The organism is Streptomyces sp. NPDC056169 (genome assembly GCF_042268445.1).
Classification (GTDB): domain Bacteria; phylum Actinomycetota; class Actinomycetes; order Streptomycetales; family Streptomycetaceae; genus Streptomyces.
The window spans coordinates 395770-410045 of the sequence record NZ_JBHJUO010000003.1; the positions used below are offsets into that span (position 1 = coordinate 395770).

At 69.9% G+C, this 14276-nt stretch carries 14 protein-coding genes and 2 tRNA genes; 10 read left to right on the forward strand and 6 right to left on the reverse strand.

The features are described from left to right. From ACFC0G_RS06830 to ACFC0G_RS06840, 3 genes are all read right to left on the reverse strand, one after another. Nucleotides 1-73, reverse strand: a tRNA-Gly gene (locus ACFC0G_RS06830). Between the two features lie 79 nt (nucleotides 74-152). Continuing rightward, nucleotides 153-224 (reverse strand) — tRNA-Gly (locus ACFC0G_RS06835). Nucleotides 225-359: 135 nt separating this feature from the next. After that, on the reverse strand, nucleotides 360-707 hold the full coding sequence (locus ACFC0G_RS06840) for an Lsr2 family protein (RefSeq protein ID WP_376398274.1): 348 nt from the start codon (nucleotides 705-707) through the stop codon (nucleotides 360-362). 378 nt (nucleotides 708-1085) lie between these two features. Here ACFC0G_RS06840 and purS point away from each other — a divergent pair, with 378 nt between their 5' ends. The 5 genes from purS (at nucleotide 1086) to ACFC0G_RS06865 (ending at nucleotide 5742) form a co-directional block, all read left to right on the forward strand. Next, entirely contained in the window at nucleotides 1086-1331 is a 246-nt protein-coding gene (purS, locus tag ACFC0G_RS06845; protein WP_015035032.1) for a phosphoribosylformylglycinamidine synthase subunit PurS, read from the forward strand. Further along, nucleotides 1328-2008 carry a phosphoribosylformylglycinamidine synthase subunit PurQ gene (gene purQ / locus ACFC0G_RS06850; RefSeq protein WP_267044846.1) on the forward strand — a complete coding sequence of 227 codons (681 nt, stop codon included), beginning with the start codon at nucleotides 1328-1330 and terminating at the stop codon, nucleotides 2006-2008. Before purS ends, purQ begins: the two co-directional genes overlap by 4 nt. Then, nucleotides 2008-4257 (forward strand): phosphoribosylformylglycinamidine synthase subunit PurL, encoded by a 2250-nt coding sequence (purL, locus tag ACFC0G_RS06855; RefSeq protein ID WP_376398279.1) that lies wholly within the window; start codon nucleotides 2008-2010, stop codon nucleotides 4255-4257. Before purQ ends, purL begins: the two co-directional genes overlap by 1 nt. 105 nt (nucleotides 4258-4362) lie before the next feature. Beyond that, complete coding sequence (locus tag ACFC0G_RS06860) at nucleotides 4363-4869, forward strand: ArsR/SmtB family transcription factor (protein ID WP_376398281.1); 507 nt, start codon at nucleotides 4363-4365, stop codon at nucleotides 4867-4869. A 39-nt stretch (nucleotides 4870-4908) separates the two neighbouring features. Beyond that, the gene (locus ACFC0G_RS06865; protein ID WP_376398284.1) at nucleotides 4909-5742 is read left to right on the forward strand and encodes a M23 family metallopeptidase; all 834 of its coding nucleotides are present in this window, start codon (nucleotides 4909-4911) and stop codon (nucleotides 5740-5742) included. On the opposite strand, the gene ACFC0G_RS06870 is transcribed toward ACFC0G_RS06865, so the two are convergent. After that, entirely contained in the window at nucleotides 5727-6140 is a 414-nt protein-coding gene (locus ACFC0G_RS06870) for a nuclear transport factor 2 family protein (protein WP_376398287.1), read from the reverse strand. The genes ACFC0G_RS06865 and ACFC0G_RS06870 overlap by 16 nt on opposite strands. A gap of 79 nt (nucleotides 6141-6219) precedes the next feature. Between ACFC0G_RS06870 and ACFC0G_RS06875 the strand changes: the two genes are divergently transcribed. The 4 genes from ACFC0G_RS06875 (at nucleotide 6220) to purM (ending at nucleotide 10935) form a co-directional block, all read left to right on the forward strand. After that, on the forward strand, nucleotides 6220-7008 hold the full coding sequence (locus tag ACFC0G_RS06875; protein ID WP_376398289.1) for a sterol carrier family protein: 789 nt from the start codon (nucleotides 6220-6222) through the stop codon (nucleotides 7006-7008). A 109-nt stretch (nucleotides 7009-7117) separates the two neighbouring features. Beyond that, a complete protein-coding gene (locus ACFC0G_RS06880; RefSeq protein WP_376398292.1) occupies nucleotides 7118-7933 on the forward strand; it encodes an META domain-containing protein in 816 nt (271 codons plus the stop codon). A 366-nt stretch (nucleotides 7934-8299) separates the two neighbouring features. Then, nucleotides 8300-9826: an amidophosphoribosyltransferase gene (gene purF, locus ACFC0G_RS06885; RefSeq protein WP_376398295.1), complete on the forward strand. Its 1527-nt coding sequence runs from the start codon at nucleotides 8300-8302 to the stop codon at nucleotides 9824-9826. A 41-nt stretch (nucleotides 9827-9867) separates the two neighbouring features. Next, on the forward strand, nucleotides 9868-10935 hold the full coding sequence (purM, locus tag ACFC0G_RS06890) for a phosphoribosylformylglycinamidine cyclo-ligase (RefSeq protein ID WP_376398298.1): 1068 nt from the start codon (nucleotides 9868-9870) through the stop codon (nucleotides 10933-10935). A 160-nt stretch (nucleotides 10936-11095) separates the two neighbouring features. Here purM and ACFC0G_RS06895 read toward each other — a convergent pair whose 3' ends face one another. Beyond that, nucleotides 11096-11347 (reverse strand): DUF3073 domain-containing protein, encoded by a 252-nt coding sequence (locus ACFC0G_RS06895; RefSeq protein ID WP_024756846.1) that lies wholly within the window; start codon nucleotides 11345-11347, stop codon nucleotides 11096-11098. Between the two features lie 299 nt (nucleotides 11348-11646). After that, nucleotides 11647-12747, reverse strand: a complete 1101-nt coding sequence (locus tag ACFC0G_RS06900) for a Leu/Phe/Val dehydrogenase (protein ID WP_376398301.1) — start codon at nucleotides 12745-12747, stop codon at nucleotides 11647-11649. Nucleotides 12748-12922: 175 nt separating this feature from the next. Here ACFC0G_RS06900 and ACFC0G_RS06905 point away from each other — a divergent pair, with 175 nt between their 5' ends. Next, entirely contained in the window at nucleotides 12923-13768 is an 846-nt protein-coding gene (locus ACFC0G_RS06905; RefSeq protein ID WP_376398304.1) for a hypothetical protein, read from the forward strand. The last annotated feature ends 508 nt before the right edge of the window (nucleotides 13769-14276 follow it).

Genomic DNA, 14276 nt, shown 5'->3' on the forward strand with positions numbered 1-14276 from the left:
AGCGGACGACGAGATTCGAACTCGCGACCCTCACCTTGGCAAGGTGATGCTCTACCAACTGAGCCACGTCCGCATGCCTCCGACCGACTTTCATCGGGCGGCGCGAGCACCACTCTACCTGATGCACCGGAGTGCTCGGTAATGCGATGCAGAGCGGGTGACAGGAATTGCACACTGCGCCTTCCCCCTGGAAGGGGGACGTTCTACTACTGAACTACACCCGCACGCTGCGTGAGGTTCGGCCCTGCGGCCTCGCCCCTCGGCGTGTTCCAGACTCTAGCGGATCATGGGGGGTGGAACGCAAATCCGCTCGGCGCGCGTCGTCGATGAGTGTCGTCGGCGCGTGTCGTCGGCGCGTGTCAGCTCGCGGCGTGGAAGGCCTCGTAGACCTTCTTCGGGATGCGGCCCCTCGCGGGCACGTCCATCTTGTTGGACTGGGCCCAGGCGCGGACCGCCGCCGGGTCGGGTGCGAGCGAGGTGTGGGTGTAGGTCTCGATGCCCGCCCGCTCCTTCGCGCCGCCCTTCGCTCCGGCCTGCTGCTTGCGGCCGGCGGCGAGGTAGGGGGCGAGGGTCTTGCGGAGTTTCTTTGCATTGGCAGCATTCAGGTCGATCTCGTACATCTTCCCGTCGAGGCCGAACGCGACCGTCTCCGCAGCATCTCCGCCGTCGATGTCATCGGAGAGAGTGACCACCACACGCTGAGCCACGGATATCGGTCCTTTCCTGCGGCCGTCGGGGTCGGAAGGACGCTTGTGACGTCTCTGACGTGCGACGATGCCGACCGTTCGGCTGTGCCGGGACAATGTTGTTTTCCTCTGCATTCCTTTGTACAGCGGCAGGTGTCGCATTGTGAAGCCCCGGCAATTGTTTCAGCGTGTCCCGGCGGATTGAGGTCCGCAATATTTCGCTGGAATTTTGCGTGCGAGTGTGCCTGTGGGGGGCGCTCGGGGTTCGCGCTCCGTTCGTGGTCCGTTCACGGGTCTTTGGGGATCTCTTTGGAGGATCCTTCAGATCTCTACCCGCGTAGAATTTGGAGGCAGGTACGCTGAGGGAACCGCCCACGCAACACACCACCGGGAGTGCCAGTGGCACGCGTCGTAGTCGACGTCATGCTCAAGCCGGAGATTCTGGACCCTCAGGGGCAGGCGGTGCAGCGTGCACTGCCCCGCCTGGGATTCGCCGGAATCGCCGACGTCCGTCAGGGGAAGCGCTTCGAACTGGAGGTGGAGGGGCCGGTCGACGACGCCGCCCTCGCCCGCATCCATGAGATGGCCGAAACCTTCCTTGCCAACACCGTGATCGAAGACTTCGTCGTGAAGGTCGAGTCGTGACCGCACGCATCGGCGTCGTCACGTTCCCCGGAACGCTCGACGACCAGGACGCGCTGCGCGCCGCCCGCCTCGCGGGCGCCGAGCCCGTCTCGCTCTGGCACCGCGACAAGGACCTCAAGCAGGTCGACGCCGTGGTCCTCGCCGGCGGCTTCTCCTACGGCGACTACCTGCGGGCCGGAGCCATCTCCCGCTTCTCGCCGGTGATGGAGAGCATCATCGAGCAGGCGAAGGCCGGCATGCCGGTCCTCGGCATCTGCAACGGCTTCCAGATCCTCACCGAGGCCCATCTGCTGCCGGGCGCGATGCTGCGCAACAACCACCTCCACTTCATCTGCCGCGACCAGAAGCTGCGGGTGGAGAACGCGGAGACCGCCTGGACGTCCGACTACGAGCGGGGCCAGGAGATCGAGGTCCCGCTCAAGAACATGGACGGCCGGTACGTCGCCGACGAGCGCGTGCTCGACGAGCTCGAGGCCGAGGGGCGGGTGGCCTTCCGCTACCTGGACGTCAACCCCAACGGCTCGCTGCGCGACATCGCGGGCATCACCAACGCCGCGGGCAACGTGGTCGGCCTCATGCCGCACCCGGAGCACGCCGTCGAGCCGCTGATCGGTACCGGCAAGACGGACGGCCTCGGTTTCTTCACCTCGATCCTCAAGAAGCTGGTCAACGCCTGATGAGCCTCGACACCGTCAAGCACGCGAGCGAGACGCCGGACAGCGAGCAGCCCTGGAAGGAGCTCGGCCTCAAGGAGGACGAGTACGCGCGCATCCGCGAGATCCTGGGCCGCCGTCCCACCGGCGCCGAGCTCGCCATGTACTCCGTCATGTGGTCCGAGCACTGCTCCTACAAGAGCAGCAAGGTCCACCTGAAGCAGTTCGGCGAGAAGGTCCCGGAGAACGACGCCATGCTCGTCGGCATCGGCGAGAACGCCGGCGTCGTCGACGTGGGCCAGGGGTACGCGGTCACCTTCAAGGTGGAGTCGCACAACCACCCCTCGTACATCGAGCCCTACCAGGGCGCGGCCACCGGCGTCGGCGGCATCGTCCGCGACATCCTCGCCATGGGTGCCCGCCCGGTCGCGGTCGTCGACCCGCTGCGCTTCGGCGCCGCCGACCACCCCGACACCAAGCGCGTGCTGCCCGGTGTCGTCGCCGGCATCGGCGGCTACGGCAACTGCCTGGGCCTGCCGAACATCGGCGGCGAGGTCGTCTTCGACTCCTGCTACCAGGGCAACCCGCTGGTCAACGCCGGCTGCATCGGCGTGATGAAGCACGAGGACATCCACCTTGCCAAGGCCTCCGGCCCGGGCAACAAGGTCATCCTCTACGGCGCCCGCACGGGTGGCGACGGCATCGGCGGCGTCTCGGTCCTCGCGTCCGAGACCTTCGACGACACCAAGCCCACCAAGCGCCCCGCCGTCCAGGTCGGCGACCCCTTCCAGGAGAAGCTCCTCATCGAGTGCACCCTGGAGATCTTCAAGGAGAAGCTGGTCGCGGGCATCCAGGACCTCGGCGGCGCCGGGCTCTCCTGCGCCACGTCCGAGCTGGCCTCCGCCGGTTCCGGCGGCATGCACGTCGACCTGGAGAAGGTCCACCTGCGCGACGCGACGCTCTCGCCCGAGGAAATCCTCATGAGCGAGTCGCAGGAGCGCATGTGCGCGATCGTCGAGCCGCAGCACGTCGAGCGCTTCCTGGAGATCTGCGAGAAGTGGGACGTCATCGCCACCGTCATCGGTGAGGTGACCGAGGGCGAGCGCCTGGAGATCTTCTGGCACGGCGAGCAGATCGTCGACGTTCCGCCGCGGTCCGTGGCCCACGAGGGTCCGACGTACCACCGGCCGTACGCCCGCCCGGAGTGGCAGGACGCGCTCCAGGCCGACGACGCGAACAAGCTGCCCCGGCCGCAGACCGGCGAGGAGCTGAAGGACCAGGTCCTGAAGCTCGTCTCCTCCCCGAACCAGGCCTCGAAGTCCTGGATCACGGACCAGTACGACCGGTTCGTGCAGGGCAACACGGTCCTGGCGCAGCCCGAGGACGCGGGCATGGTCCGGATCGACGAGGAGACCAACCTCGGCGTGGCCATGGCGACCGACGGCAACGGCCGGTACGCGAAGCTCGACCCGTACACGGGTGCGCAGCTCGCGCTCGCGGAGGCGTACCGCAACGTCGCCGCCTCCGGTGCCAAGCCGCTCGCCATCTCGGACTGCCTGAACTTCGGCTCGCCCGAGGACCCGGCCGTGATGTGGCAGTTCGCGGAGGCCACCCGTGGTCTCGCGGACGGCTGCCTCCAGCTCGGCACCCCGGTCACCGGCGGCAACGTCTCGCTCTACAACCAGACGGGCGAGACGGCGATCCACCCGACGCCGGTCGTGGCCGTGCTCGGTGTGATCGACGACGTCAACCGCCGTACGCCGATCGCCTTCGCGGAAGAGGGCCAGCTCCTCTACCTGCTCGGCGACACGCGTGAGGAGTTCGGCGGCTCGGCCTGGTCCGAGGTCGTCCACCAGCACCTCGGCGGTCTGCCGCCGGCCGTGGACCTCGACCGGGAGAAGCTGCTCGGCGAGATCCTGATCTCGGCCTCCCGCGACGGCATGATCGACGCGGCGCACGACCTGTCCGACGGCGGTCTCGTGCAGGCGGTCGTCGAGTCCTGCCTGCGCGGCGGGAACGGCGCGCGCCTGGTCGTCCCGGAGGGCCTGGACGCCTTCACCTTCCTCCTCAGCGAGTCGGCGGGCCGTGCGGTCGTCGCCGTCCCGCGCAGCGAGGAGCTCCGCTTCACCGACATGTGCGGTGCGCGGGGTCTGCCGGCGACCCGGATCGGTGTCGTCGACGGTGACGCCGTGGACGTCCAGGGCGAGTTCGCGCTCTCCCTGGAGGAGCTGCGTACGGCCCACGAGGCGACGATCCCGGCCCTGCTGGCCTGATCCGACGCGATCCGACGCTTTCCGAGAGAGCCCCCGCCCCTTCCGGGCGGGGGTTCTTTCGTTCTCTGCTTGCACGGGATTACGTAATTACGTAATCTCCGATGCATGGAGCTGGAAGAGCGGGTCGCCGACCTCGAACGGCGCATGGCCGCCCTGGAGGGCGCCGAGCGCCCCGTACCCGAGGAGGCCGACGCCACCTTCTGGGCCCTGGAAGGGCTCAGGACGGACCTCGCGGAGGCGGGGGCGCGGGGCGAGGACGGCGGGGTGCTGTTCACGGGCTCGGTCGGACTGCCCACCGGGGAGCGGTACGAGTGGCAGTTCGGCGCGCTCACCGAGCGGCTGCTCGACGAGGAGTGGGCCGAGACCGCCGACTCCTTCGCCGCGCTCGGCCATCCCGTACGGCTCCGGCTGCTGCGGGAGATCCTCGGCGGCCGCCGTACCGCCGCCGAACTGGCGGAGCTCGCGGAGATCGGCACGACCGGCCAGATCTACCACCACCTCCGGCAGTTGACCGGCGCCGGCTGGCTCCACACCACCGGCCGCGGCCGCTACGAGGTGCCCGGGGCCCGGGTGGTCCCGCTCCTGGTGATGCTCACCGCCGCCCGCCCGTAGAACCCGCAGAACCCGCAGACCGACACAGGGGGAACGTTCATGCCGTCGCTGTCGCGCAAGTCCGCTTTACTGCTCCACCGCGCGCTCTGGCTGCTGTTCATCGTGCAGGCCCTCGCCTCGGTGGCCGTCGAGCCGCCGTATCCGTACTGGGCGGGCTGGCTGCCGGCGATCGCCGCCGGCGGTCTCGGCCTCGCGCTCGCCGTGACCGCCCGCCGCCGGATCGCGGCGGAGCCGCGCGAGACGGTCGAGGTGGCCCCGCCGGTCGCCGGCCGCTGGTCCGCGCTCAACAGCCCCGCCGACCGGACGCCGAGCCACGGCACGCACCAGTACGGCCAGACGTACGCCATCGACGTCGTGGAGGAGGACGAGAGGCGTCCGCGCCCCTCCTTCGCCCGGCTGTGGCCCCTCGTCCGGGACAACCGGCACTTCCCGGCCTTCGACGCGCCCCTGCTCGCCGTCGCCGACGCGACCGTCGTCCACGCCGAGGACGGCCAGCGCGACCACCTCAGCCGCAACTCGCTGCCCGCGCTGGTCTACCTGATCCTGGTCGAGTCCTCCGTCCGGGCGCTCGCCGGCGCCCGCCGCGTGACCGGCAACCACCTCGTCCTCGACCTCGGCGACGGTACGTACGCGATGTACGCGCACCTGCGGCGCGGCTCGCTCGCCGTCCGCCCGGGCGACCGGGTCGTCGCCGGTCAGGAACTCGCCAGGTGCGGCAACTCCGGCAACTCCACGGAGCCCCACGTCCACTTCCAGCTGATGGACGGTCCGGACCTCGACACCGCCCGGGGTGTCCCGTTCACCTGGCGCGGCATCGGCGTACCGGCGAACGGCGAGACGTTCACGGCGCCGGACTCCTACGCGGCGGCCTGAGCCTGACCCCAGAAGGCGTCGGACTGCTCGATGTCCTCGACGCACTCGTCGATGTCGGTGATCTTGCCGCCCATGATCGTGAAGATCAGCGCGCCCTTCATCTCGATGCCCCGGTCACCGCGCTCGGCGAAGAACTTGTTCGACGCCACCACGTGCCCGCGGCCGTCCATCGAGATGCTGTCCATCTCCACCTGCATCTTGCCGCCGGTGAGCTCGAACATCTTTCCGTACATGGCGAGGACGTTGTCGCGCCCCTTGTAGTGCCCGGATATCTGGCTGCTGCCGGGCGAGTGGTGCGTACAGTCCGCCGTCATCAGGGTGCCGACGGTCTCCATGTCCCCTCGGGTCCATGCCTCGAAGCCCCGGCGGACCAGGGCGATGTCAGGGTGCTCGGTCATGGCTGCTCGACCCCTCTCGAACGCGTTGAGGTGTGTGCGGGAAGCCCTCCCCTCCCAGTCTCCGGCTACCCTCGCCCCCATGCCACCGGCCAAGAAGCGCGCCCGCAGGTACGACTCCGCCAAGACCCGGGCCGCCGTGCTCGCCCAGTTCGCGCACGTACGGGACGGGGTGGCGGCGCTCACGCCGGAGCAGCTCGACGGGCCGACGCGGCTGGGGGAGTGGACCGTACGGGAGCTCGCGGCGCACGTGACGATGGCCGTGGGGGCGGTCGCGCGGTACCTCGGCGAGCCCGAGCCGGCGAAGCGGGACCTCACCGTCCTCGACTGGGCCCTGGCCACCGCGACGGCCTCGGCGCGCATCGACGAGGACACCCGGGCGATCGACACGGGCGACCTGCCGGGCCTGTACGGGCGGACGGCCGCGCTGTACGAGGAGCGGATCGCGGGCGCCTCCGACGAGCGGCTCGTCCCGACGCGCTTCGGCGCCATGACCCTCGCCGACTTCCTGGTGACCCGGACCGTCGAACTGGTCGTCCACACCGACGACCTGAACGCGGCGACCGGCGCCGCCGTCCCGTACGACCGGCAGGCCCTCGCGGCCTGCGTCCGGCTGCTCGCCGACGCCCTCGCGGCGAAGGCCCCCGGCGGCGCCGTCGAGGTGCGGATCCCGCCGTACGCGGTCGTGCAGTGCGTGGAGGGCCCCCGGCACACCCGCGGCACCCCGCCCAACGTCGTCGAGACGGACCCGCTGACCTGGATCAGGCTCGCGACCGGGCGCGCGGAGTGGGCGGCGGAGCTGGACGCGGCCCAGGTCGGCGCGAGCGGCGAGCGCGCGGACCTGAGCGGCGTCCTCCCGGTCCTCTCCTAGGCCCTCTCTCCCAGGTCCTCCCCCAGGTCCTCTCCCAGGTCCTGTCCGGCCCCGATCCGCCGGCCCGGGCCCCAGGGAACCGACGCCGGGGCCGGCCCGTCCCACCTCCATGCCGAAGCCACGCGCCCTCGCCGTCCTGGTCCCGCTCCTGCTGCTCACGGCCACCGCCACCGCCTGCGGGTCGGAGCAGGGTCCCGGAGCCGCCCAGGCCGGGACCGTCGATCCCGGCCTCCCCGTCAGCGGTACGCACTGGTCGATCAAGGCCGTGACGGTCGACGGCCGCAGGTCCACCGCGCCCGCCGACGCGCGCGTCGAGTTCACGGAGGACGGCCGAGCCCGGGGGAACACCGGCTGCAACCACTTCGGAGCCGGCGTCGTGGTGAAGGGCGACACCCTCACCGTCAGCCAGGACGAGATCACCGAGATCGGCTGCCCCGGCGACCGGCAGCGCTTCGAGAAGGAGCTGATCACGGCCTTCTCCGGCCCGCTCACGGGCATCCTCAAGGGGGAGCGGTTCACGCTCGCCTCGGCCGACGGCCGGAACGGCCTCGAACTGACGTCGGAGCCGGGCGCCCCGCTGCGCGGCACCACCTGGAAGGTCGACTCCCTGCTCTCCGGCACGACGGCCGCCTCGCTGCCCGCCGGCAGCGGGAGCAAGGCGCGCTTCGTGATCGGCGAGGACGGCCGGGTCACCGGCAACCTGGGCTGCAACAACTTCTCCGCCACCGCCCGGGTCGACGGCACCACCGTCACCGTCGAGGGCCCGGCGGCGACCACGCGCATGATGTGCGCGAGCGCCGAGATGCAGCTGGAGACGAAGCTGTACGAGCTCCTCGACGGCCCGCTCACCTACCGCCTCGACCACCGCACCCTGACCCTCACGGCCCCCTCGGGCGAGGGCCTCGCGGCCAAGGCCACCCCGTAGAGGAGCGGCCCGTCACCCACGGGACCGGCGAGTGAGCCGAAGGGGCGCGCCGGGGGAACAGGGTCGACCGCGCGGAGCCTCCCGAGGTACGAGGGAGGCGAGCACGGTGACCCTGTGAGCCCGGCTCAAGCGCCCCGGAGGTGAACCGAGCCCCAAAAAAGAGGTGCACTCCGTCACATCGCGAGGGCTCGTCCTGCCTGGTACGAGCGTCTGCTCATCGAGGCCCCGGAGGCGGAATCCCTTCCCGCGCTTGCTTCGTAGGCCTCTCCAAGCCAGAGATGATCATTTTGTGCGATCGCACGAGGGGGGAGGGGGCCCTTTTCTTCAATTCGGACCAGTGGTCGAGCCCGGTCTACACTCGGAAACGTGCCACGTGGTGACGGTCGACTCAATCACGACTTGCTCCCCGGAGAGAAAGGCCCCCAGGACGCTTGTGGCGTCTTCGGTGTCTGGGCTCCGGGTGAAGAGGTCGCAAAGCTCACGTACTTCGGGCTCTACGCCCTCCAGCATCGGGGCCAGGAATCCGCGGGTATCGCGGTCAGCAATGGCTCCCAGATCCTCGTCTTCAAGGACATGGGCCTCGTGTCCCAGGTCTTCGACGAGACCTCTCTCGGCTCCCTCCAAGGTCATATCGCGGTCGGTCACGCCCGCTACTCGACCACCGGGGCGTCCGTGTGGGAGAACGCGCAGCCGACGTTCAGGGCAACCGCCCACGGCTCGATCGCGCTCGGCCACAACGGCAACCTGGTGAACACGGCCCGTCTCGCCGAGATGGTCGCCGACCTTCCCAAGAAGGAAGGCCGCTCGACCCGAGTGGCCGCCACCAACGACACCGACCTCCTCACGGCGCTGCTCGCCGCCCAGGTCGACGAGGACGGCACGCCGCTCACCATCGAGCAGGCCGCCGCGAAGATCCTCCCCGAGGTCCGGGGCGCCTTCTCCCTCGTCTTCATGGACGAGCACACGCTCTACGCGGCCCGTGACCCGCAGGGCATCCGCCCGCTGGTCCTCGGTCGCCTGGAGCGCGGCTGGGTGGTCGCCTCCGAGTCCGCCGCCCTCGACATCTGCGGCGCCAGCTACGTCCGCGAGGTCGAGCCGGGCGAGATGATCGCGATCGACGAGAACGGCATGCGTACCTCGCGATTCGCGGAAGCGAAGCCCAAGGGCTGTGTCTTCGAGTACGTGTACCTGGCTCGCCCCGACACCGACATCGCCGGGCGGAACGTCTACCTCTCCCGCGTGGAGATGGGCCGCCGCCTCGCGAAGGAGGCGCCGGTCGAGGCCGACCTGGTGATAGCGACTCCGGAGTCCGGTACCCCGGCCGCCATCGGCTACGCCGAGGCCTCGGGCATCCCGTTCGGCGCGGGCCTGGTGAAGAACGCCTACGTCGGGCGCACCTTCATCCAGCCCTCCCAGACCATCCGCCAGCTGGGCATCCGGCTGAAGCTGAACCCGCTCAAGGAAGTCATCAAGGGCAAGCGCCTGGTGGTCGTCGACGACTCGATCGTCCGCGGCAACACCCAGCGCGCGCTCGTCCGGATGCTCCGCGAGGCCGGCGCGGCCGAGATCCACATCCGGATCTCCTCCCCGCCGGTGAAGTGGCCCTGCTTCTTCGGCATCGACTTCGCCACCCGCGCGGAGCTGATCGCCAACGGCATGTCGATCGACGAGATCGGCAAGTCGCTCGGTGCGGACTCGCTCTCGTACATCTCCCTGGAGGGGATGATCGAGGCGACCACGATCCAGAAGCCGAACCTCTGCCGTGCCTGCTTCGACGGCGAGTACCCGATGGAGCTTCCGGACCCCGAGCTCCTCGGCAAGCAGCTCCTGGAGACCGAGCTGGCCGCGGGTCCCGCGGCCACGGCGGCCTCCGACGCCCTGCGTCGCCCGTAAGACCCCGCTGCAACCGCAGTACGACACGAAAGTTCTTCAGCATGTCTGAGACCACTGGTGCCAGCTACGCGTCCGCGGGCGTCGACATCGAAGCGGGCGACCGCGCCGTCGAGCTCATGAAGGAGTGGGTGAAGAAGACGCAGCGCCCCGAGGTCCTCGGCGGCCTCGGCGGCTTCGCCGGCCTCTTCGACGCCTCCGCCCTCAAGCGCTACGAGCGTCCGCTGCTCGCCTCCGCCACCGACGGCGTCGGGACGAAGGTCGACATCGCCCGCCAGATGGGCGTGTACGACACGATCGGCCACGACCTGGTCGCGATGGTCATGGACGACATCGTCGTCTGCGGCGCCGAGCCGCTCTTCATGACCGACTACATCTGCGTCGGCAAGGTCCACCCGGAGCGGGTCGCCGCCATCGTCAAGGGCATCGCCGAGGGCTGCGTCCTCGCCGGCTGCGCCCTCGTCGGCGGCGAGACCGCGGAGCACCCGGGCCTCCTCGGCCCGGACGACTTCGACGTCGCCGGCGCCGGCACGGGTGTCGTGGAGTACGACCGGCTGCTCGGCGCCGATCGCATCCGTACGGGGGACGCGGTCATCGCCATGGCCTCCTCGGGTCTTCACTCCAACGGGTACTCGCTCGTCCGGCACGTCCTCTTCGACCGCGCCGGAATGACCCTGGACCAGCAGGTCGAGGAGCTGGGCCGGACCCTCGGCGAGGAGCTCCTGGAGCCCACCAAGATCTACTCGCTGGACTGCCTGGCCCTCACCAGGACCACGGACGTCCACGCGTACAGCCACATCACGGGCGGCGGCCTGGCCGCCAACCTGGCCCGGGTGATCCCGGACGGCCTGCACGCCACGGTCGACCGTTCCACCTGGGCCCCGGACGCGATCTTCGACCTGGTCGGCAAGGCCGGTCAGGTGGAGCGCCTGGAGCTGGAGAAGACCCTGAACATGGGCGTCGGCATGATGGCCGTCGTGCCGGCCGACTCCGTGGACGTGGCCCTGGCGACCCTCGCGGACCGCGGGGTCGACGCCTGGGTCGCGGGCGAGATCACCGAGCGCGGCGCGCACACGACCGGCGCGGAGCTGGTCGGGGACTACGCGAAGTAAAGACAGACGGCAGCGGCCCGGCAGCGCCCCACAGGGGTGCTGCCGGGCCGCTGCCGTCCCCGTCCTGTCCCCGTCCCCGTCTCCGTCAGCACGGAGGCGTACGAAGGCAGCACGGAAACCCGGCCGGGTGTACCGGACCGGGTTTCGGTGATTCAGAAGATCAAGCGCGACGTGGGGACGACGGACCGGACTCGTCGTCCTCGTCCTCGTCCTCGTCGTCGTAGAGAGACGCGTACTGCGCGTACGGGTCGTCTTCCTCGTCGTCGTCCTCGAACGGCTCGCCATTCGGCGGCTGGTTCGAAGTCGAAGCGCCCAGCTCATTGGCCAGACGCGACAGGTCAGTCCCGCCGCTGCTGTACTTCAGCTGGCGGGCGACCTTGGTCTGCTTGGCCTTTGCCCGGCCGCGCCCCATGGCTCGACCCCCTCGGTGACGGGGCTCGATGACCCCAGAGTCTTGACACGCGTTCATGATTCGGAACGGACTCTCGAAAGAGAGACCGGCCCGTAGGGCTTCAACGGTACCTGTTTCCTCGGCTCTACGGTACGCCGTGCGCATCACATACCTCGGTACAGAACCTTCGAGGCGCCCTTTCCTCGCTGGTCAATCGCGATTTTAACCTCTTCTTGAGGGTCGACCCGCCGACAGGGGTGAGCGATGTCTCTCCCGGTGTCCCCCGGCGGCGGGCCGATCCTCGGTGCGGCGGTGCCGGCTCAGCCCCGCCGGGCCTCCGCCATCCGCTGCTCGGCGATCCGGTCGGCGGCGGCGGCCGGCGGAATTCCATCCGCCTTCGCACGTGCGAATATGGCCAGCGTGGTGTCGAAGATCTTGGTGGCCTTCGCCTTGCACCGGTCGAAGTCGAAGCCGTGGAGCTCGTCGGCGACCTGGATCACGCCACCGGCGTTGACCACGTAGTCGGGCGCGTAGAGGATCCCGCGGTCCGACAGGTCCTTCTCGACACCGGGGTGCGCGAGCTGGTTGTTGGCCGCGCCGCAGACGATCTTCGCGGTGAGGACGGGCACGGTCTCGTCGTTCAGGGCGCCGCCGAGCGCACAGGGCGCGTAGACGTCCAGGCCCTCGACGCGGATCAGCGCGGCGGTGTCGGCGACGACGGTGACCTGCGGGTGCTTGTCGGTGATCCGGCGGACCGACTCCTCGCGCACGTCGGTGATGACGACCTCGGCGCCGTCCTCCAGGAGGTGCTCGACGAGGTAGTGGCCGACCTTGCCGACGCCCGCGATGCCGACCTTGCGGCCGCGCAGCGTCGGGTCGCCCCACAGGGTCTGCGCGGAGGCGCGCATGCCCTGGAAGACGCCGAAGGCGGTGAGGACCGAGGAGTCGCCGGCGCCGCCGTTCTCGGGGGAGCGGCCGGTGGTCCACTGGTTCTCGCGGGCGACGACGTCCATGTCGGCGACGTAGGTGCCGACGTCGCAGGCCGTCACGTAGCGGCCGCCGAGGGAGGCCACCATGCGCCCGTAGGCGAGCAGCAGCTCGTCCGTCTTGATCGTCTCCGGGTCCCCGATGATGACGGCCTTGCCGCCGCCGTGGTCGAGGCCGGCCATGGCGTTCTTGTACGACATCCCGCGCGACAGGTTGAGCGCGTCGGCGATCGCCTCGGCCTCGGTCGCGTACGGGTAGAAGCGGGTTCCGCCGAGGGCCGGGCCCAGGGCGGTGGAGTGGATGGCGATGACGGCCTTGAGGCCGGTGGCGCGGTCCTGGCAGAGCACGACTTGCTCGTGGCCACCCTGCTCCGAGTGGAACAAGGTGTGCAGCACGTCTGCGGGAACGACAGGAACGCCGGTCACATCGGTCACGGTGGTGACTCCCAAGTACGAAGCGGCGGATACGGCCCTCCCTGCGGGTGGGGGAGGACCAGTTCGGCAAGAGAGTAAGTCCTACCTGGGCGTAGATCAGCAGCAGTGCTCAGGATCACCCCCTCTCGTTCGGGATCACCCCCTCCCGGAGTACCTCCGTGGAAGGATTCGCGGCATGTCGGTCGCCTCCTCGGTCCTCGTCCCCTACGCGTCCTACCTGCGGGTGTACGAGCCGCTGGCCGCGTTCCCCGAACCGGAGCGGAGCCACTGGGCCCGGTACGCCCGCCTCCCGCGTACGCCGGGGGCGCAGGAGGAGCTGCGGCGCTCGCTCGCCGACCTGCTGCCGACGCCCCCGGTGCCGGTGCCGGTCCAGGAGAGCGGGGAGGCGTTCGTCGCACACCTGGACGGGGTGGTGGTGATCTGTCCGTGGCGGACCCGGCTGCGGAGCTGGCTGGCCGTCGAGGAGCTGATGGCCGACGGGTACCCGGGGCCGGTGCTCGACGCGATGCTGCCGCCCGTGGTGCGCGTCCAGGTGGCCGGCGACTACGAACGGTGGCTGAGCAGGAACCCGGACGCCCGTCCGTGGATCCGTACGGCGGTCTGGCAGGTGCCGCTGCGCTGGTTCGCGCTCTTCGGGGACGAGGACCGGCAGTACGAGCCGGGCGGCCCGGAGACGGCTCCGGTGCTGCGCTACCGGACGACGATGGCGCAGGCGCGGCGGCGGCTCGCACGGGCGCTGAGGGCCCTGCGGGAGTCGATCGACGAGGGGCCGATGACGGAGGGCCTGGTCGACGTGGGCCGCTGGCTGGAGGAGTTCCATCCGCGGGCGCTCGTGGAGCTGGACTTCGGGGGCCTGGTGCACGCGGTCGCGGAGGAGTGGCTGGCGGCCGAGCGGTCGGCGGCGGAGATGGCGGAGGGGATCGCCGCGCTGCGCGCGGGGGACGGCGAGCGGGCCAGTGAGGTGTACGGCCGGCTCGCGGAGCGCTGGCGGGTCGTCAGGGACCTGCGGGGCGCGAACTGACATCAGTCGGGCATCTTCGTCAGGTCCCCATCGACAAGACATGTCCGACTGAGGTAAATGATCTTCAGACATCCGGACCCGACGGCTCCGGGGTCTCTCGCCGCGCTCTTCGCGGCGGGGTCTTTCGGCACACGGGCGACGGGGACGTTGGTCCTGATCCGGGCCTTTGGCTCAAGCGTGACGGACAGCACTTAACGCACCCTTGCGCCCATCACCCACCCTCGTGCCAAAATAGGACAAGGAGTCCGGGGAGGGTTCCTTCCGCCCAAGTTTGGGCGGAACGCTCAGCATTGCACTCTATGGGGGGTCTGAGGACTCCTGATCGCTCTGTGACTGATCGTCACAGCCGCGTGACTGTCCGTTATGGCATGGTCCATCGACTTCCGCCGCTGATGAACACCTGCGAGGGCAATTCCATCGGTTTGGCCGACGTGGCTGGACGGATGGTGTAGTTGTAGTGCCGAGGACAAGCCGTTCGTCCTATAACCGACTCGGCCCGCTTCTGCCA